Annotated in this window: 17 protein-coding genes; 14 read left to right on the forward strand and 3 right to left on the reverse strand. The window is 68.8% G+C overall.

The window, feature by feature from the left end:
- The first annotated feature begins 231 nt into the window (after positions 1–231).
- From BMZ18_RS14485 to BMZ18_RS14520, 8 genes are all read left to right on the forward strand, one after another.
- On the forward strand, positions 232–951 hold the full coding sequence (locus BMZ18_RS14485) for a FadR/GntR family transcriptional regulator (protein WP_068360887.1): 720 nt from the start codon (positions 232–234) through the stop codon (positions 949–951).
- A gap of 138 nt (positions 952–1,089) precedes the next feature.
- A complete protein-coding gene (locus tag BMZ18_RS14490; RefSeq protein WP_068360885.1) occupies positions 1,090–1,638 on the forward strand; it encodes a MaoC family dehydratase in 549 nt (182 codons plus the stop codon).
- Positions 1,635–2,843, forward strand: coding sequence for a CaiB/BaiF CoA transferase family protein (locus tag BMZ18_RS14495; protein ID WP_068360882.1), 1,209 nt, complete (start codon positions 1,635–1,637; stop codon positions 2,841–2,843). The genes BMZ18_RS14490 and BMZ18_RS14495 overlap by 4 nt, the downstream gene beginning before the upstream one ends.
- On the forward strand, positions 2,840–4,210 hold the full coding sequence (locus tag BMZ18_RS14500) for an MmgE/PrpD family protein (protein WP_068360879.1): 1,371 nt from the start codon (positions 2,840–2,842) through the stop codon (positions 4,208–4,210). Before BMZ18_RS14495 ends, BMZ18_RS14500 begins: the two co-directional genes overlap by 4 nt.
- A 17-nt stretch (positions 4,211–4,227) precedes the next feature.
- The gene (locus tag BMZ18_RS14505) at positions 4,228–5,391 is read left to right on the forward strand and encodes an acyl-CoA dehydrogenase family protein (RefSeq protein ID WP_068360876.1); all 1,164 of its coding nucleotides are present in this window, start codon (positions 4,228–4,230) and stop codon (positions 5,389–5,391) included.
- Positions 5,388–6,206 (forward strand): HpcH/HpaI aldolase/citrate lyase family protein, encoded by an 819-nt coding sequence (locus BMZ18_RS14510; protein ID WP_068360874.1) that lies wholly within the window; start codon positions 5,388–5,390, stop codon positions 6,204–6,206. Before BMZ18_RS14505 ends, BMZ18_RS14510 begins: the two co-directional genes overlap by 4 nt.
- 48 nt (positions 6,207–6,254) lie before the next feature.
- Positions 6,255–7,052: an acyl-CoA thioesterase gene (locus BMZ18_RS14515; RefSeq protein WP_068360870.1), complete on the forward strand. Its 798-nt coding sequence runs from the start codon at positions 6,255–6,257 to the stop codon at positions 7,050–7,052.
- Positions 7,053–7,127: 75 nt separating this feature from the next.
- Positions 7,128–8,753, forward strand: a complete 1,626-nt coding sequence (locus tag BMZ18_RS14520; RefSeq protein WP_068360867.1) for a long-chain fatty acid--CoA ligase — start codon at positions 7,128–7,130, stop codon at positions 8,751–8,753.
- Here BMZ18_RS14520 and BMZ18_RS14525 read toward each other — a convergent pair.
- Complete coding sequence (locus tag BMZ18_RS14525) at positions 8,737–9,609, reverse strand: alpha/beta fold hydrolase (protein ID WP_139203981.1); 873 nt, start codon at positions 9,607–9,609, stop codon at positions 8,737–8,739. The genes BMZ18_RS14520 and BMZ18_RS14525 overlap by 17 nt on opposite strands.
- A gap of 29 nt (positions 9,610–9,638) precedes the next feature.
- Positions 9,639–10,172: a dihydrofolate reductase family protein gene (locus BMZ18_RS14530; protein WP_068360862.1), complete on the reverse strand. Its 534-nt coding sequence runs from the start codon at positions 10,170–10,172 to the stop codon at positions 9,639–9,641.
- 62 nt (positions 10,173–10,234) lie between these two features.
- Here BMZ18_RS14530 and BMZ18_RS14535 point away from each other — a divergent pair, with 62 nt between their 5' ends.
- Both BMZ18_RS14535 and BMZ18_RS14540 read left to right on the forward strand, forming a co-directional pair.
- Complete coding sequence (locus BMZ18_RS14535) at positions 10,235–12,091, forward strand: helicase-related protein (protein ID WP_244516544.1); 1,857 nt, start codon at positions 10,235–10,237, stop codon at positions 12,089–12,091.
- A gap of 22 nt (positions 12,092–12,113) precedes the next feature.
- Positions 12,114–12,674, forward strand: coding sequence for a GNAT family N-acetyltransferase (locus BMZ18_RS14540; RefSeq protein ID WP_211267461.1), 561 nt, complete (start codon positions 12,114–12,116; stop codon positions 12,672–12,674).
- 47 nt (positions 12,675–12,721) lie between these two features.
- On the opposite strand, the gene BMZ18_RS14545 is transcribed toward BMZ18_RS14540, so the two are convergent.
- Complete coding sequence (locus BMZ18_RS14545) at positions 12,722–14,617, reverse strand: flavin-containing monooxygenase (protein ID WP_068360858.1); 1,896 nt, start codon at positions 14,615–14,617, stop codon at positions 12,722–12,724.
- 174 nt (positions 14,618–14,791) lie between these two features.
- Here BMZ18_RS14545 and BMZ18_RS14550 point away from each other — a divergent pair, with 174 nt between their 5' ends.
- From BMZ18_RS14550 to BMZ18_RS14565, 4 genes are read left to right on the forward strand one after another with little or no spacing between them, the layout of a single operon-like run.
- Complete coding sequence (locus BMZ18_RS14550) at positions 14,792–15,439, forward strand: nitroreductase family protein (RefSeq protein WP_068360855.1); 648 nt, start codon at positions 14,792–14,794, stop codon at positions 15,437–15,439.
- A 26-nt stretch (positions 15,440–15,465) separates the two neighbouring features.
- A complete protein-coding gene (locus tag BMZ18_RS14555; protein ID WP_068360852.1) occupies positions 15,466–17,028 on the forward strand; it encodes a class I adenylate-forming enzyme family protein in 1,563 nt (520 codons plus the stop codon).
- A complete protein-coding gene (locus BMZ18_RS14560) occupies positions 17,025–17,651 on the forward strand; it encodes a TetR/AcrR family transcriptional regulator (RefSeq protein ID WP_068360851.1) in 627 nt (208 codons plus the stop codon). The genes BMZ18_RS14555 and BMZ18_RS14560 overlap by 4 nt, the downstream gene beginning before the upstream one ends.
- Before the next feature lie 43 nt (positions 17,652–17,694).
- Positions 17,695–18,804: a serine hydrolase domain-containing protein gene (locus BMZ18_RS14565; RefSeq protein WP_244516545.1), complete on the forward strand. Its 1,110-nt coding sequence runs from the start codon at positions 17,695–17,697 to the stop codon at positions 18,802–18,804.
- Positions 18,805–18,923 lie beyond the last annotated feature (119 nt).

Genomic DNA, 18,923 nt, shown 5'->3' on the forward strand with positions numbered 1-18,923 from the left:
TGCTCCAAGTGTGTTTCGAAAGCAATACCTCAGATGTTTCGGGCGCGTGACGCCTCGATCGAGCCACCTGACACCCCCGCCCCGCCTGGATCCCGACGAAAGAGCCGATCTTTACCTGTTTCGCGGCGGCACGCTCAACCGCCGCCGGAGCCAGCGTCCTCGCGCTACGCTCGGGCGGTCAAGCCCCGGCGACCCCGACGAGAGCGACCCCGACGAGAGGCCCGTTCGACCGTGACCGACACCCCGACCAAGTCCGGCCCCGCCTACGCGGTGCTCGCCGCGCGGTTGCGCGAACGCATCCTCTCCGGCGATCTCCAGCCCGGTGAGCGCCTGCCCGGCGACGCGGAGCTGACGGCGGAGTTCGGCGTCGGACGCAGCACCATCCGCGAGGCCCTGCGATCACTGGCGAGTCAGAACCTCATCCACACCACCCGCGGCGTGACCGGCGGCAGCTTCGTGGCCACGCCCAGCGTGGGCCACATCAGCGAGCACCTCGAGACGGGCGTCGCGCTGATGACGGCGGCGGAGACCGTGACGGTCGATCAGTTGATGGAGGTCCGCAACCTCATGGAGGTGCCGGCGGCAGGGCTGGCCGCGTTCCGGCGCACCGAGGAGGATCTGGCTCGGCTGCGGGACACCATCTTCGATCCCACCGAGACGCAGGGACCGGACACCTTCGCCAAGAACCAGGAGTTCCACCTGGTGCTGCTGCGCGCGAGCCGCAACCCCCTCCTGGAGCTCATCACGGCGCCCGTCTTCCGCGTGCTGTCCAAGCGCTTCGGCCGCGACCATGCACCCGAGGGGTTCTGGGAATGCGTGGACCACGATCACCGCGCCATCCTCGAGGTGGTCGAGGCCGGGGACTCGATGACCGCGATGAACGAGATGCGGCGGCATCTGGACCACCTGGGCGGCTCGTACCGGCAGATGGACACCCTGCGCACCCCGTAACCCTAAAAGATCTGCTCTTTTGTCCTCGTCCCGCCTCGTCAACTCGTCACATCGGGTCCGTTCATTCTCTTGACGCCGTAATCATCTGATGTTTAGTGTCGAGACACAGACTTCGCAGACTCGACACGAGGAGATTCCGTGGCAACCCACCCGGCCGTTCTGGGGCGCTTCTTCGAGGATTACGTGGTGGGGGACGTGTACCAGCACCCCCTGGGCCGCACGATCACCGAGACCGACAACACGTGGATCACGTTGCTGTCGATGAACACCAACCAGAACCACTTCAACGCGCACCTCGCCGCGCAGAACCCCATCACCGAGGGTCGGGTGATCGTCAACTCCGGCTTCACCGTCGCCGTGGTGCTGGGCATCTCGGTGCTCGACATGAGCCAGAACGCCATCTCGAACCTCGCGTTCACCGACATCAGGATGTCGCACCCGGTCTACGAGGGCGACACCCTCTACGCCGAGAGCATCTGCACCGGCCTCCGCAAGTCCGAGTCGCGCCCCTATGCCGGCATTGTCTCCATGATCACCCGTGGCCTCAATCAGGATGGCGTCGAGGTCATTTCGTGGAAGCGCTCGGTCATGGTCGCCACGCGGGAGAGCGGCATCGGCCAGAACTATTTCCCCGAAGCACAGAACGGGCCGCTGCAGCTGCCCGAGGAGAAGGGTGCCACCGCATGAAGCCACTCGAGGACGTCCGCATCATCTCGCTCGAGCAGTACGGCGCCGGCCCGTTCGGCAGCCTCCATCTCGCCGACCTCGGTGCCGACGTCATCAAGATCGAGGACCCGAACGCCGGCGGCGACGTCGGCCGCTATGTCCCCCCGTTCAACGAGGGCGAGGACTCGCTGTTCTTCGAGTCGTTCAACCGGAACAAGCGCAGCCTTTCGCTCGACTTGTCGACTCCGGCCGGGCGCAGCGTGTTCGAGGACCTGGTGCGCGGCGCGGACGCGGTGTACTCCAACCTGCGCGGCGACGTTCCGGCCAAGATCGGCATCACGTACGACGATCTCAAGCATCTGAACCCCGCCATCGTGTGCTGCAGCCTCACCGGATTCGGCATGACCGGCCCGCGGGCCAAGGAGCCCGGCTACGACTACATCCTGCAGGGCCTCGCCGGCTGGATGTCGGTCACCGGCGACCCGGACGGTCCGCCCACGAAATCCGGTCTTTCGCTGGTGGATTACTCCGGCGGGTTCGTCGCCGCGATCAGCCTGCTGTCCGGACTCCACGCCGCGCGTCGCGACGGCATCGGCGGCGACTGCGACGTCTCGCTCTACGACACCGCGATGAGCCTGCTCACCTACCCCGCCACGTGGCACCTGAACGCCGGCTTCGAGCCCGTGCGGACCAAGAACTCCGCCCACCCGTCGCTGGTCCCGTTCCAGGCCTTCGAAGCGAGCGACGGCTGGCTGATCGTCGGCTGCGCGAAGGAGAAGTTCTGGGAGCGACTGGTCGTCGCCATCGGACGCCCGGAACTCGGCCAGGACCCCCGCTTCACCAGCTTCGCCCTGCGCGGACAGAACAAGGACGTCCTGCTCCCAATGCTCGAGGACACCTTCGCCACGAACACCGTGGCGCACTGGCTGTCGCTGCTCGGCCCCGCCGGAGTCCCCTCGGGACCGATCAACGACGTCGCCCACGCCCTCACCGAACCTCACACGCTCGCACGCAATCTCGTCGTCGAGACCGAGCATCCGGTGTACGACACGGTGAAGCAGGTCGCGTCGCCGGTCAACTTCGGTCCCGAGCGTCCGACATACCGCCGCGCCCCGCGTCGCAACGAGGACTTCGCCGACGTCGTGAAGGAGCTGGGATACGACGCGGACCGGGTGGCCGACCTCTCGTCGGGCGGCGCCTTCGGACCGGTCGAGGCCACCGTATGACCTCGACCGTGCTTGCCGAGTGGGCGGCCGACCTCGGTCTGCCCGACCTGTCCCACGACGTTCGTCACGCGACAGCCCGGCATCTGATGGACGGCGTCGGGAACGCCATTGCCGCAGCACGTCTCGGCTACGGTCGTCCCGCGTGGACGGTGGCCACCGCGCTCGGCGGTCCCCCCGAGGCCCGGCCGCTGACCGGGACGCAGGCGCTGTCGGCGCCGGCCGCCGCCTTCGCCACCGGGGTGATGGTGCACGCGCTGGACTTCGACGACACCCACGCCGGAGCGCTCGTCCACGCCACCGCCGTCACCCTCCCCGCCGCCATCGCGGTCGGTCAGGAAAAGCAGTCGTCCGGGGCCGACGTCCTGCTCGCCGGGGCCATCGGTCTCGAAACCGCCTGCCGTCTCGGCGCAGTCAGCCCCCACGGGTTCCATTCCGGTGGTGTCCATGCGACCGGCGCCGTCGGACCACTGGTGGCCGCGCTCGTCGCGGGCCGGCTGTCCCGGCTCCCCTCGGCGACCCTGATCCACGCCCTCGGCATCGCCGGGTCGTCCGGCGCCGGCCTGCTCGAGTTCCTCGACACCGACGCCGACACCAAGGCGCTGCACCCCGGCTCGGCGAGCCTGAACGGGGTTCTCGCCGCTCGTCTCGCCGCGGCCGGCGCCACCGGACCGTCGTCCGTGCTCGAAGGGCGACGCGGCCTCTACGCCGCGCTGACGACGCGGCCCGCCGACTTCACCGCGCTCACCGAGGGTCTCGGAACCCGCTGGGAAGCAACGCGTATCGGGATCAAGCCGTACCCGAGCTGCCAGTTGATGCACGTCGCCCTCGACGCGGTGTCCGCCGCCGTGGCCGGTCACGACGTCGCCGCGTCCGACATCGCCGACGTCGAAGTGGCCGTGCATTCGGATTCGCTCCCGATCGTCTGCGGCCCCAACGCCGGCGTCGCGGCCCCGAGGAGCACCTACGACGGCAAGTTCGACCTGCCCTGGAGTGTCGCCGCGTTGCTGCACGACGGCGTCGTCGACGTCGCCACCTACACCGACGAGTCCATCGCGCGCGCCGACGTGCTCGCCACCGCGCGTCGCGTCCGCTCGGTAGAGCTGGCCACCGACGGGCCGGCCGCCGCCGCACCGGGTCGCGCCGTCGTCACCCTCACGGACGGCCGCGTCCTCACCGGCACCGTCGACGGAAGTCGAGGCAGCGCAGCACTTCCGCTGTCCGACGACGACCTTACCGACAAGTTCATGGCCAACTGCGGCCACCGGCCGCGGGCGAAGGAACTGTCCGCACGGTTGCTCGACCTCGCCGGCGAATCGGACCTCACCGCGGTCCTCGACCTCGCCGCCGCCCTCGCTTCTTCTTCCTAGAACACAAAGGACTCACCATGGACTTCACGTTCGACGAACAGCAGACCGCGTTCCGCAAGGCCCTCCGCACCTTCGTGGACAAGGAGATCGTGCCCGTCGCGAGTGAGTGGGAGCGCTCCGGCCGCTACCCCACCGAGATCGTCGACCACATGAAGGCGATGGGTCTCTTCGGCATCACCACGCCGGAGGAGTACGGCGGCATCGACCTCGACAAGGTCTCGTTCACCCTCGTCTACGAGGAACTCGCCCGCGGGTGGATGGGCATCGCCGGCATCGTGGGCAGCCACAACCTCTCGTGCTGGATGATCGCCAAGCACGGCACCGAGGAGCAGAAGCAGTCGTTGCTGCCCAAGCTGTCCGCGGGTGAGTGGCGCACGGGCGTCGGCCTCACCGAGCCGGGCGCCGGCACCGACCTGCAGGGCATCAAGACCACCGCCAAGCGCGACGGTGACCACTACGTCGTCAACGGCGCCAAGACGTGGATCACCAACGCGCGCCACGCGAACGTGTTGCCGGTCCTGGTGAAGACGGACTCCTCGGCCACCCCGCCCCACAAGGGCATGAGCCTGCTGCTGATCGACACCTCCACCGAGGGCTTCGAGGTGCAGCGGGACATGGGCAAGCTCGGCTACAAGGGCACCGAGTCCTGCGAGATCACCCTCGAGAACGTGCGCGTCCCGGTCGACGCCCTCCTCGGCGGCGTCGAGGGACGCGGTCTGCAGCAGGCTCTCTCGGGCCTCGAGATCGGTCGCCTCAACATCGCCGGCCGCAGCGTCGGCATCGCCCAGGCCGCGTACGACGCCGCGCTCCAGTACGCGAAGGAGCGCACGGCGTTCGGTCAGCCGATCGCCGACTTCCAGGCCATCCAGCTCAAGATCGCCGACATCGCCACGCAGCTGCAGGCCGCCCGACTCATGACGTACTGGGCTGCCTCGCAGGCGGACTCGGGCAAGCGCGTCGACATGGAGGCCGGGATGGCCAAGTACTTCGCCTCCGAGACCGCCATCACCGCGAGCCTCGAAGCCATGCGCATCCACGGCGGCTACGGCTACTCCACCGAGTTCGTGGTCGAGCGCCTCTACCGCGACGCTCCCCTCATGGCCATCGGCGAGGGCACCAACGACATCATGCGCACGGTCATCGCCAAGTCCCTCGTCGCGGGCACGAGCGTGATCGGGTGAGCAGCGCCCTCACCTATCTCTACGTTCCCGGCACCAAGCCGGAGCGATTCGACAAGGCGCTCGCCTCCGGCGCCGACGCCGTCGTCATCGACCTCGAGGATGCGGTGGCGTTGCAGGACAAGGACTCCGCTCGGCGGACGGTGGCCGAGTGGGTCGCTCAGGTCGAGCCCGGTGACGTCGAGATCTGGGTTCGAGTCAATCCGGGTGCGCTGCAGGAGGACGACGTCCGAGCGGTCGCCCACCCGACGCTGACCGGGTTCTGGCTGCCCAAGGTGGGATCCGCCGACGAGGTGGCCGCGGTGAGCACCCTGCTGGCCGAGGTGTGCCCGCAGGCCGAGGTGTCCCCGATGATCGAGACGGGCGGCGGGGTGTTCGAGGCACTGTCGATCGCGCGGGCGCCGCGAGTGCGCTTCCTGCAGATCGGCGAGGTCGACCTGGCCGTCGATCTGGGTGTCGACGCCGAGGCGGACGACAGCGCGCTGCTCTTCGCCCGGTCGCAGGTGGTCGCGGCCAGTGCGGCGGCGGGGGTGCAGGCTCCGCTCGCGGCGGTGTCCCGCAACTTCCGGGATGTCGAGGCGTTCACGGCCGACTGCCGCCACCTGGCGCGCCTCGGTTTCGTGGGGCGGGCGTGCATCCACCCCGCGCAGGTCACGGCGGCGCGGGACGTCTGGTCGCCGACCGACGACGACGTGCGGAAGGCGCAGGCGATCCTCGCGGCGCTGGAGGCCGACGGTGCCGGGGTGGACGCCGACGGGTACCTGATCGACGAGGCCGTGGCCAAGCGGGCGCGGCGGGTTCTCGAGCACGTGAGCTGAGCAGGGTGGTGGAATGGGTCGGCCAGTCCGACCGACCCCGGGAGACCGATGAGCACCCACCCGTTCGACGACGCCCTCGAGCTCGAGCAGCTCGGTGACGGACGCTTCCGGGGCCGCACCACCGCGCCGTACAACAACATGGTGGGGCCGTTCGGCGGCGTCACCGCGGCGATCCTGGTGCGGGCGATCGAGCTGCACCCCGACCGGCTGGGCGATCCGGTGAGCCTGACGGTCAACTTCGCCGGCCCCGTGGCGGAAGGCCCCTTCGACATCGAGGCGCGGCCGGTACGCACCAATCGCAGCAACCAGCACTGGTACCTCGAGCTCTCGCAGGACGGCACGATCGCGACCACGGCCACCGCGGTGTTCGGCACCCGCCGGGAGACGTGGGACGACATCGAGTCCACCCCGCCTGCCGTTCCTGCTCCGGACGAGATCGAGCGGGCTGGTCTCCCGGATTTCATCGCGTGGGCCCAGAACTACGAGATGCGTTTCCACGCAGGCGCCCTGGACGAGACCGGCTCGGCCGACTCCGCCGCCACACTCTGGGTGCGCGACTCCCCACCGCGCCCGCTGGACCACGTGGCTCTCACGTCGATGACCGACATCTTCTACCCCCGTGTCTTCCAGCGCCGTGGGCAGTACCTGCCGGCGGGCACCATCTCGCTCACCATCCATTACTTCGCGACGGCGGAGGACCTGGCCGCCCACGGTGACGCTCACGTACTGGCGACGGCGCACGCGCGTCGGTTCCACCGCGGCTACTTCGACCAGTCGGCCGAGCTGTGGTCGGCGGGCGGCGATCTGCTCGCCACCGGGCACCAGGTGGTCTATTACAAGGGCTGACAGCCGTTTCCGCTCCCACTGCGCGGCGCACCCGGCACTATGTGATCGGGACCACTCGCCGACCCGAGGAGCGCCATGAAGAGCACGATGCAGGACACCCCGCTGTCGATCGGACAGCTCGTGCGGTTCGGCACGTCGATCCATGCGACGGCGACGGTGACCACCTGGTCCGAGACGGGCCCGACCACCGTGACGTTCGCGGATCTCGGTCGCCGCGCAGCGCAACTGGCGCACGGGCTGCGCTCCCTCGGTGTCGACGGGGACCAGCGCGTCGGCACCTTCATGTGGAACAACTCGGCCCACATGGAGGCGTACATGGCGGTGCCCGCGATGGGCGCCGTGCTGCACACCCTCAACATCCGTCTGTTCCCCGAGCAGCTGACCTACATCGTCGAGCACGCCGAGGATCACGTGATCATCGCGGACGGCAGCCTGCTTCCCCTGCTCGTCCCGTTGCTGCCGACCATGTCGACGGTGCGGCACCTCGTGGTGGTCGGGGCGGATCCGAGCTCCGTGGACGCCCCCGAGTCCATCACCGTGCACGGGTACGACGACCTGCTGTCCCGCCGCCCCGAGACCTTCGACTGGCCCGAGCTGGACGAGACCGACGCCGCGGCAATGTGTTACACCTCCGGCACCACCGGTGACCCGAAGGGCGTCGTGTACTCGCACCGGTCGATCTGGCTGCACTCGATGCAGGCCTGCATGACCGACGCGATGGCGCTCTCGCAGCGAGATTCGGTGCTCGCCATCGTGCCGATGTTCCACGCCATGTCGTGGGGGCTGCCCTACGCCGCGTTGATGGTCGGGGCGTCGCTCATCATGCCGGACCGCTTCCTTCAGCCCGCGCCGCTGGCCGAGATGCTGTCGACGCTGCGCCCCACCGCGACCGCCGCGGTGCCGACCATCTGGCAGGCCCTGCTCGTGCACCTCGAGGAGCACCCGGTCGATCTGTCCAGCCTGCGCGAGGTGCTGGTCGGCGGAAGTGCGTGCCCGCCCAGCCTGATTCGCGCGTTCCGCGAGAAGTACGGTGTGCCGATCTCCCAGGCGTGGGGCATGACGGAGACGTCGCCTCTGGGCACGTCGGGCCGTCCCGACGCGGGCCTGTCGCCAGAGGACGAGTTCGACCGTCGGTGCACGCAGGGGCGCTTCGTCGCCGGGGTCCGGGCCCGGCTGGTCGACGACGCCGGCACCGTCCTGCCATGGGACGGCGAGCAGGTCGGCGAGCTCGAGGTGCGCGGCCCGTGGATTACCGGAAGTTATTACCGCGCCGACGGTTCCGACAAATTCGACGACGGCTGGTTGCGGACCGGCGACGTCGGCACCATCTCCCCCGAGGGTTATCTCACCCTGACCGACCGGTCCAAGGACATCATCAAGTCCGGCGGTGAGTGGATCTCGTCGGTGGAACTCGAGAACCACGTCGTCGAGCACCCGGCGGTGCTGGAGGCCGCCGTGATCGGGGTCCCGGATCCGAAGTGGGACGAGCGGCCGCTGGTTGCCGTCGTGGTCAAGGACGGTCAGTCGGTCACCCCGGAGGAACTGCGGGAGTTCCTCGACGGGCGTGTCGCCCACTGGCAACTGCCCGAGCGGTGGACGTTCATCGACGAGGTGCCCAAGACCAGCGTGGGCAAGTACGACAAGAAGCGGCTGCGGGGTTCGCATGCCGAGGGGAAGCTCGACGTCATTCAGCTGAGCTGAGCACCTCGCGCAGAGTGGCGGCGAATTCGTCGGGCTTGCCCATCTGGCCGTATTCGCCGCCCAGGAAGCCGTTGTGGCCACCGGGGAAGACAACGGGATCCCGCCCCAGCGCGGCGGCAATGGCACGGGCTGCGCGACCGGCCAGTTCGCCGTCATCGGGTCCGCCCGACTCCTCCCCCACGGCAAGAATGATGCGTGTCGACGCCTGCCGGAGACGATCGACGTCGGCCGCGAAGTCGCATCCGAGTCCGCGCAGGTTCGACATGAGCGGATCGGTACGGTCCCCGGTGTCGTCGGTCGGCATCCCGAACTGCGCGGGGTCGGGTGCGGGCTGCGCGAGGTAGACGTCGTCGACCTCCCCGCGATGCATCGCGATGCCGATGAATTTCGCCATGGCCCAACCCATTCCGGACGCGTCGTAGGTCGCCACGATGTCGGCGCACACGGCGGAGATCGCGACCCGGTCCGGGAGCGCTCCGCCGGCGGGGGGTTCGTGGGCGACGAGCGTGCGCATCGCATCGGGATGGCGCTCGACGCAGGCAAGGGCGTTGACGGCTCCGCCGCTGGAGGCGAACACGTCGACCGGACCGGCACCGAGAGCGACGATCAGGGTGCAGAGATCGTCCGCGTGCTGCTCGGGCGTCACGGCTGCAGTGGGCTCGTCGCGCCGGCTACGACCGGCGTTGCGCGGGTCGTAGGTGACGACGGGGCGGTCCGTGATCCTGGACCGCAGCGACTCGAATCCGGCCGCGTCCATCGGTGACGCGGCGAGAACGAGGGGCGTCCCCGACGACAGGTCGCCGTGGACGTCGTAGGTGAGAGTGGCGCCGTCGACGGCGAGCGTGTGAGTGGTCATGTCGTATCGACCCGACGAGGGAGCCGAACTCATCGCCCGACGGGGCGGTACTGCAGCACGACGGCCCCGGACCGGAGGTCACGACGGTCGACCAGCTCGAGATCGACGGCTTGGCGCAGGCCGCCGAACACCGACGGCCCGTGGCCCACGATCCTCGGGTGCACGATGAACTCGTACTCGTCGATCAGGCCCATCTCGGCCAGCGCTCGCGGAAGCTGCACGCCGCCCGTCGCGATGCCGGTGCCCGGCTGCGCTTTCAGCGCTTCCACGGCCGTCCGCAGATCACCCTGCACCAGCTCGGCGTTCCAGTCGACGCTCGTCAGCGTGGACGAGACCACGAACTTGCGGGCGGCGTCGATCGCGCGGGCGAAGGGGTCGTCGGGATCGGACCGGCCACGGAACGCCTCCTCCATCATTCGGTAGATCACTCGGCCGAACAGCAGCGCGTCCGAGCGCGCGAAGTTGTCCGCGGCGACCTGGTGCAGTTCCTCGTCGGCCGGGATGGCCGTGTGGTCGCAACACCCGTCGATCGAGACGTTGATGGAGTAGCGGAGGGGGCGCATCGAGCAAGGCTACGGCCGGGCGGTGGGGCGGGTTGTCGGTTCGATCGGTCAGACTGCTCGCGATGCCTCCTCGCAAACCCACCACCACCGCCCGCACCGTCCGCGCCGGCAGCCGCCGCGCCGCTCTCACCCGGAAGCCGCGCCGAACGGCAACGCGGAAGTCCGCCGACCCGGACCTCCGCGCTCCCGCTCCCGGCGAGCGCGTGTGGGTGCTCGACGTGCCGTTCGAGGACCGCTCCGCGGCGGGCGCGGCCGGTGCTCGGTGGCAGGCCGGGCCGGGAGTGTTCGCCTACTACGGCACCGAACTCCCTGAATTCCTGCAGCCGTACGAGTCCTCGCCGTACAGCCTGCAGCGGTGGCTCGAGGACAACGCGAACGAGTCCTCCAATGACGAGGTCACCATCCGCGCCCGCTCCATGACCCCGCGGGAGACTCAACTCGAGTCGGTGCGCCGCCAGCTGGCAGCGATCGAGAGCGGCGTTCCGTACTTCGCACAGATGGATTCGACGGGTCTGGGCAAGACCCTGTCGGTGTGCGAGGCGGTGCGGCGGATGCTCGACGTCGCCACCGTGTTGGTGGTCGCGCCCAAGGGCGCGCTGCCCGGCTGGCGCCGCACCATCGCCGACAGCGAGGCCGATCTCGACCCCGCCGAGCGCAAGCGATGGCTGCTGGTGACGTACCAGTCGACGAAAAAACTGCTGTCCGTTCCCGCCGACACCGATCTGGGCAAACGCAAACGGACGCAGAACAAGCGGACCATCGCGCTCGGTGACCTGCGTTTCGACATCGACGTGGTGATCGCCGACGAGGCGCATGCGCTGATGAACATCGAATCGCAACAGTCGCAGATCGTCTGGCGCTATCAGGAAGCGGCAAGCGCCGTCGTGTGGCTGTCGGCCACGCCCGGCTACCAGCCGCTCCACTTCGCGTACATGGCGCGCGCGATCGAGCGGGCCCGCGGGGTCGACATCGTGGGTGACGACGGCGCGCTGGGCTACGCCCTCACCGTTCGGTGGGCGCACTTCCTGGAGGAGTCGGGTTTCGCCGTCAAGGCCGGCAAGGCGTCGACCGGATTGACGACATGGCGCTGGGATCCCGACGACGCCGCGCAGCGAGCCCGCGACATCGACGCCGTGCACCGGTGGCTCTCGGGAGGTGCTGTGCCGTGGTCGATCTCGCGTCCGTCGCCGCCCACGCCGCGGGAGCCGCTCGGCCAGGAACTGACCGCCGCCCAGAAGCGTCTCTACAACGCCGCGTGGGTGGACTACCGCAAGGAGGTCGGCCTCCCCGTGTGGACGACGTCCGGTGGTCGTCAGGTGCTGCAGAAGAACCCGAGCGTGCGGGCGGCAACGTTGCGGTTCCGCCAGAAGTGTTCGTATCTGCGGATTCCGGCGTCGGCTGATCAAGTGCGGGCGTGGGTGAAGGCCCGCAACCAGGTGTTCGTGTCCATGTTCTACCGCGAGTCGGTCGCCGCGCTGGCCGACGACCTTCGCGACGGCGGACTCGAGGTCGCCGTGGTCGACGGCAGCATGAGCAGCGCGGAGCAGGAAGTGGCGATCCGTCGCTTCCAGACGGGTGCGGCTCCGGTGATCGTCTCGACCACCACGAGCGCGATCAACCTGCACACCAACGAGTTGCTGCTCCCAGAGGGGACGTCGTCGACCCTCGCACCCCGCATCACCCTGATCCACGACCCACGGTGGACGCCCATCGAGATCCGGCAGATCGAGGGGCGGGCGAACCGCATCGACCAGGACCACAACCCCACGTCGTCGACCTGCTACTACGGCTACGCCGAAGGCACGGTCGAGGAGGAGATGGTGCTGACGGGGGTCGAGCGCATCGCCGATCTGGGGTCCATCGTCGGTCAGGCGGACCTCATCGATCCGGAGGCGTTCCTGGCCGCGCGGGTCGGCTGACGCGTCGGGATACCCTCGCGGAGTGGCTCCGATCGTCCTGCGCACCGAGCGGCTGACCCTGCGGCCGTACGCGAGAACAGACGTCGACGACGTGCTCGCGTACTACAGCCGGCCCGGGGTCTGCCGGTACCTCTTGCACGAGCCGATGACGAGGTCCGATGCCGAGGCCACCGTCGAGAAGCGTTCCGCACGAACAGCTCTGACCGACGGTGCGGTGGCCTTGGTCGCGGAGCACGATGGACGAGGCGTCGGCAACGTGGATGCGTGGACCGTCGACGACTCTCCCGCGTTGGTCGAGCTGGGCTGGACCTTCTCCCCCGAGGTCGGCGGACGCGGCCTGGCCACGGAGGCCGTGTGGGCGCTCCTCGACCACGTCTTCGACCACGACGTCGTCCACCGCGTCACCGCACGCATGGACGGCCGCAACACGTCGTCGGCGAAGTTGGCCGAGCGTGTGAGGATGCAGCGCGAGGCGTACTTCCGGCAGGATTGGTGGAGCAAGGGCGAGTGGACGGACACGGCCGTCTACGCGATGCTGCGGAGCGACCGAGGCCCGGGTCTAACGCTCCCGTTGCACCCCTGACGTGCGGGATCCCGCCCGCAGCCGACGCAACCGGAGCAGAAATCGCGCTACCCCCGCCGGGGCTCCACCACGAAGTCGTCCAGGTCGGCGCTCCGCGTCATCTGCCAGTAGTCGACGATGCGCCACGGCAGGGTCGAGACCACCCGGCCCGCGTCGTTCCGATACCAGTTGTCCATGCCCTCGTGCGTCCAGATCATGCGTGCGTGGGCGTCGTCGTGACGCTGGACGTAGTCCTGCTCTACGTCGGCCTTGACCTCGACGGCGCCCAGGTCGCGCTCGGCCATGGTGGCCAGTACGTCGAGGATGTAGCGCATCTGGCACTCGGCGATGGTGATGTAGCTGCCGCCGTGTCCCAGCACGGTTCCCGGCCCGCAGGTGATGAACAGATTGGGGTAGTCGGGCACGGTCACCCCGAGATAAGCGTGCGCGTCCTCCTCGCCCCACGCCTCCCGGATCGAGCGACCCGATCGGCCGCGAACATCGATGGGCGTCAACAGCTTGTGAGTCTCGAAGCCCGTCGCCAGGATCACGACGTCCACCTCGGCGACCGTGCCGTGAGCTCCCCTCACGTGATGCGCGTCGACGGACGCCACGGCTTCGGGAACGAGAGTCACGTTGTCTTGCCGGAGCGCCGCGTACCACCCGTTGTCGAGCAACATCCGCTTGCCGAAGGGCGGGTAATCGGGCAGCGCCTTCTCGATCAGGTCCGGCCGACCGTCGAGTTCCTTCTCCAGGTACCGCGTGAACACGCGGCGGTGGGCGTCGTTCATCGCGTTGATGGACACCGCAGGGTTGTCCCACTCGGGGTCCTTTTGCAGCGACGGGTGGACGCGGTCGTTGAAGTTCCACGCCAGCCGCGCGCGGTACCAGAGTCGGTACAGCGGAACGAGGTCCATGAGGTAGTTGACGTCGTCGACGATCGGCTCGAAGTACACGTCGCTGGGCGCCACCCACTGGGGCGAGCGCTGAAACACGGTGGCGTGCGCGACGGTCGACGCGATGGCCGGGAGCACCTGCATCGCACTCGCGCCGCTGCCCACGATGGCCACGCGCTTGCCCGTCAGGTCGAGGTCGGCCGGCCACTGCGCGGTGTGGAAGATCGGGCCGGCGAAGTCAGCGAGCCCCGCGATGGGCGGGACCTTGGGTCGGTTCAGCTGCCCGGTCGCCGTGATGACGACGTCCGCCGTCAGCACTTCCCCCGCCACCGTCCGCACGGTCCAGCCCTGGCGGTCGGCGTCGTACTCGGCCGTCGACACCTCGGTGTCGAACCTGATCCTCGACCGCAGATCGTGCTCGTCGGCCACCTCCGCGAGGTACTGCCACACCTCGTCGCGCTTGCCGAAGTGCGACGTCCACGCCCGCGGCGCGAAGGAATACGAGTAGAGGTGACTCGGCGTATCGACGCCCGCGCCCGGGTAGGTGTTCTCGAACCATCCCCCGCCGACGTCCGAGTTCTTTTCCAGGACGACGTGGTCGATCCCGGCTTCGCTCAGGCGGATCGAGGCCAGCATGCCCGAGACGCCGGCGCCGATGACGATCACCGACAGGTGCGACGGTCGGACCTCGCGGGGAGCCGGCACCGCGAAACCCATGTCCTCGGCGATCATCTCGGCGAACTCGGGCGGGACGGGCTCACCGACCGCGGCGCTGATCATCTCGATGAGCTGCTCGCCGGACGGGGCGGGTATCGCGACGGGTCGGCCGTTCACCCACGCCTCGATGGCGTCGACCGCCGCGGCGCGAATGCGCTCGGCCACGTCGGGAGCGAAGCCGCCACTGTCGTTGTCGTCCATACCGCGGCTGCGGGTGGGCCGATGGGGATCGGTAAGCCAGGTGCGGTCGCCGGTGAGCTGGTGCAGCACGGCGACGAGCGTGGGCATGTTCGCCGACTCGACCGCACGCGTGAGTCGCTCGCGGTCGACGGTGACCGTGGGTGTCGACATGATGCCTCCCTCGTCGGTCCGGGCCGGACCTCATCGAAACTAACCACAGTTAGGCTTTTGCAGGCAAGGGTCTGCAGGCAATGCGATTCACAGCTCCAACAACCCTTGACAATGTGTCCCACGCCACAGCATGCTGCGAACGCAACCTAACGGCGGACAGGCAAGGGGACAGCGATGGAACTCACCGAGGCGATGCGGACCACGGGGACGTGTCGGCGATACACGAAGGACCCCGTTCCGGACGAGGTTCTGCGCACCGCCTTCGACCACGCACGGTTCGGCCCCCAGGGCGGCAACCGCCAGCCCGTACGATGGATCGTCGTCCGAGACGCGGAGCGCAAGCAGGCGCTCCAGGACCTCTACCTCCCGATGTGGGACGCCTACTTCCAGGGCATCACCGGCGGCACGGTCTCCGTGGGCGCGCTGCCCAAGACGGTGCAGGACGCCGACTACTTCGCACGCCACCTCGCAGAGGTCCCCGCGATCATCGTCGTATGTGCCGCGCTCGACGGTCTGCACCCCACCGACCACGAACTCGGCCGACTGTCGGTGGTCGGCGGCGCCTCCATCTACCCCACCATGCAGAACCTCTGCCTCGCCCTCCGCGACCAGGGCGTGGCCACCGCGGTGACCACCCTGCTCTGCCACGAGGAGCCCGCCGTGCGCGAAATGCTGTCCATCCCGGACGAGTACATCACCGCCGCCCACATCGCGGTCGGCTATCCGGAGCGCGCGTTCCCCACCAAGCTGACGCGCAGCCCCGTCGAGGAGATCGTGGCGCTCGAATCGTTCGACCGCCCCATGTTCGCCACCACCGTCTGATTTCCCGCTACCCGACAAGGACTCTCGTGCCCGGACTCGCCCCCCAGCATCGTTCCCTCACCGGCCGCGCCACGATCGGTGACCAACTCCGTCGTCACGCCCGGACGCAGCCGACCAAGACCGCGTTCATCTCCTACGATGCCGACGGCACGAGAGTCGTCACCACCTACGGCCAACTGGACAGCGCGGCCAACCGCTTCGCGAACGTCCTGCTCGGCCTCGGCGTGTCACCCGGTGATCGCGTGGCGTCCATGGCGCGCAACAGCATCGACGTCGTCGTCGCCTACTACGGCACCCTCAAGGTCGGGGCCGCCTTCACGGGCATCAACGTCCTCTACCGCGACGCCGAGGTCCGTCATCAACTCGAGCACGCCGAGCCGACCGTCGTGGTGGCCGGTCCCGAGTTCGCCGAAACGGTGCGCCGGGTCCTGCCCGACGGCACCACGCTGCTCACGTACGGAGACGACTGCGCGACGGCGATGGCGGACGCGTCCGACACCGAACCCGACGTCGAGATGGACGAGAACGACATCGCGATGATGGTCTATACCTCCGGCACCGAGGCGGCGCCGAAGGGCGTGATGATCCCGCATCGCAACTTCCTGATCTCGACGGCGCCGGCGTGGAGTTGGGGTCTGCGTACCGGTCCGGAGGACACCTGGCTGTTCGTCATGCCGTTCCACACCATCGCCGGCCTGGGATCGATGACCACCCTGACCCTGATGGGTGCCACGCTGGTGCTGCCGTCGAGCGTGGAACCGGCGCGGTCGCTGCAGATCATCGCCGACGAGAAGGTCTCGGTCATCGCGCAGACGCCCACCTTCTACTTCGCGCTCGCGCGGGAGGCCACGTTCGGTCCCGACGCCGTCGGACAGGTGCGTCGTTGCCTGACCTACGGCGGTCAGGTCTCCCCGCACACCATTTCCGCCTGGGCGGACGCTGCGCCCGAGGCGATCTGGGGCACGTACTGGGGACAGTCGGAGCTGTCCCAGCTCGGCTCGGTCGGCTGGTTCACCACGCTCGACGACATCCCGGACGGGGACCCGTCCTGGATCGGCAAGCCCGTCACCCACCTCGAGGTGCGCGTGGTCGACGCCGACGGCAACGACGCCGAGGTCGGCGAATTGCTGTGCCGTACACCGTCGGTGATGCTCGGCTACTTCAAGGACGACGAGCGGACCGCGGAGGTGTTTCGCGACGGCTGGGTCCACACCGGCGACATGGTGCGTCGCGACGCGGACGGCAACCTGTTCTTCTACGATCGCAAGAAGGACATGATCAAGTCCGGCGGAATGAACGTGTCGAGCCAGGAGGTGGAGCGGGTGCTGCACAGTCACCCCGACATCGCCCGTGCGGCCGTCGTCGGCATGCCCGATCCCTACTGGTCCGAAGCCGTCACCGCCTTCGTCATCGCGGCCGACGGCGTGCATCCGAATCCCGACGCCGTCATCGAGTTCTGCCGGACCGAGCTCGCCTCGTACAAGGCACCGAAGTCGGTGCACGTGGTCGCGGAACTACCCGTCGACGCGCAGGGCAAGATCCTCAAGCGGGAGCTCCGCACGCTGGCGGTGGCGCCGGAACCGGCGTGAGCACTCCCGACGATGCCGCCGCAGTCCCGCGCGCGGTGCGGACCCTGCGGCGCAAGGAGGACATCGCGTCCCAGGCCGCCAGAATCTTCGCGCGGGACGGCTACGCCAACGTCGGGATGCGCGACATCGCGGATGCGGTCGGAATTCGGGGAGCCAGTCTCTACCACCACTTTCCGTCCAAGGAAGAGATTCTCTTCGCGATCTGCCTAACCGTCACCCGCGAGCCGGTCGAAGAGAACCTGCCGCTGCTCGATGCGCCGGGCACCCCCACCGAACGACTGTCGGCCCTGGTCCGCGCGCATCTGCACCACCTAACCCGGCGGCGGGTCGAGTACGTCGTCGGACTGCACGAGCTGGCGTCGCTGCTCCCCGAGCACCGCGCGGCCGTCGAGGACTACCGTCGTCACTATCAGCGACGCGTGCGCGACGTGGTCGCCGCCGGCATGCGCACGGGCGAGTTCGGGGTACCCGACGCTCGGATCGCCGCGTTCGCTCTGGTGGACATGCTCAACGGCATCAGTGCCTGGTACCACGAGGGCGGGGATCTCGGCATCGACGAGGTCAGCGATGCGTACGTCGATCTCGCCGTGCGTCGACTACTGGGAGGTGTTCCGCGTGGGTGATTATTCGTCGGTCGAAGGACGTTGCGACGCAGCGTTTCACGACGTGGCCGACACGCTGCGGGCGAACCTCGCCTCCGGAGCCGAGGTCGGCGCGTCGGTCGTGGTCGACCTCGACGGCGAGACGGTGGTCGACCTCTGGGGTGGGCACCGCGACGCCGAACGCACGACGCCCTGGACCGAGGACACCGTCGTCAACGTCTGGTCCACCACGAAGACGGTGACCGCGCTGGCCACCCTCATGGTGATCGACCGCGGCCTCCTCGACCCCTTCGCCCCGGTCGCGCGATATTGGCCCGAATTCGCTGCGGCGGGCAAGGATCGGATCGAGGTGCGGCACATCCTGTCGCACTCGTCGGGCGTCTCGGGCTGGGACCGCCCGATCTCCGTGCAGGATCTGTACGACCACGAGTCCGCCGTCGCGAAGCTCGCCGCACAGGCGCCGTGGTGGGAGTCGCGCACCACGTCCGGGTATCACGCCGCCTCGCAGGGGCATCTGCTGGCCGAACTGATCCGGCGCGTCACTGGAAAGACGCTGCGCGAGTTCGTCGCCGACGAGATCGCCGGCCCGCTCGGCGCGGACTTCCAGATCGGCCTGCGCCCCGAGGACCGCCATCGGGTGGCCGACGTCATCGCCCCGCCTCCCCCGCCGCGGGTCGACGTGCCCGACCCGGACAGGATCCGCATCAGAACCTTCGGCGGCCCGGTCGTGGCGCCGGATGCCGCCAACACCGACGAGTGGCGCGCCGCCGACATGGGCGCACTCAACGGGCACGGCAACGCCCGGTCCGTCGCGCGGATGCTGTCGGCGATCTCGCGCGGCGGGGAGGTGGACGGGGTTCGCCTGCTGAGTCAAGGCGCCGTCGACCTGGCTTTCGAGCCGCAGACCGACGGACTGGACCTGGTGCTGGGCATCCCCCTGCGCTTCGGCATGGGATTCGCCCTGCCGCACCCCGAGACGGTTCCCTACATCCCCGACGGCCGCATCTGCTTCTGGGGCGGCTGGGGTGGGTCGATGATCGTGATGCACCCCGAGTCGCGGCTGACCTTCTCCTACGCGATGAACAAGATGGGCAGCGGCATCATCGGGTCCGACCGGGCCGAACAGTACCTGCGGGCGACGTACTCGGCGCTGGCGAGGACAACGACTCGATGACCGCAGCGTGCGACTCGGGATCGTGGAATCCGAACCCCGCATTCCGGGGCTGAAAATCCACGATCGGCTCTTGTCAGAGCCCTCCCCTACTCTGCGCACACACCATCCTGGGGGGGAAC

Origin of the sequence: Rhodococcoides kroppenstedtii (genome assembly GCF_900111805.1) — a bacterium.
GTDB lineage: Bacteria > Actinomycetota > Actinomycetes > Mycobacteriales > Mycobacteriaceae > Rhodococcoides > Rhodococcoides kroppenstedtii.

Bases quoted from the DNA above. Each gene is read 5' to 3' on its own strand.
- BMZ18_RS14495 (WP_068360882.1), top strand. From the start codon at position 1,635: ATGAAGCCACTCGAGGACGTCCGCATCATCTCGCTCGAGCAGTACGGC.
- BMZ18_RS14500 (WP_068360879.1), top strand. From the start codon at position 2,840: ATGACCTCGACCGTGCTTGCCGAGTGGGCGGCCGACCTCGGTCTGCCC.
- BMZ18_RS14505 (WP_068360876.1), top strand. From the start codon at position 4,228: ATGGACTTCACGTTCGACGAACAGCAGACCGCGTTCCGCAAGGCCCTC.
- BMZ18_RS14515 (WP_068360870.1), top strand. From the start codon at position 6,255: ATGAGCACCCACCCGTTCGACGACGCCCTCGAGCTCGAGCAGCTCGGT.
- BMZ18_RS14520 (WP_068360867.1), top strand. From the start codon at position 7,128: ATGAAGAGCACGATGCAGGACACCCCGCTGTCGATCGGACAGCTCGTG.
- BMZ18_RS14525 (WP_139203981.1), bottom strand. From the start codon at position 9,609: ATGACCACTCACACGCTCGCCGTCGACGGCGCCACTCTCACCTACGAC.
- BMZ18_RS14530 (WP_068360862.1), bottom strand. From the start codon at position 10,172: ATGCGCCCCCTCCGCTACTCCATCAACGTCTCGATCGACGGGTGTTGC.
- BMZ18_RS14535 (WP_244516544.1), top strand. From the start codon at position 10,235: ATGCCTCCTCGCAAACCCACCACCACCGCCCGCACCGTCCGCGCCGGC.
- BMZ18_RS14545 (WP_068360858.1), bottom strand. From the start codon at position 14,617: ATGTCGACACCCACGGTCACCGTCGACCGCGAGCGACTCACGCGTGCG.
- BMZ18_RS14550 (WP_068360855.1), top strand. From the start codon at position 14,792: ATGGAACTCACCGAGGCGATGCGGACCACGGGGACGTGTCGGCGATAC.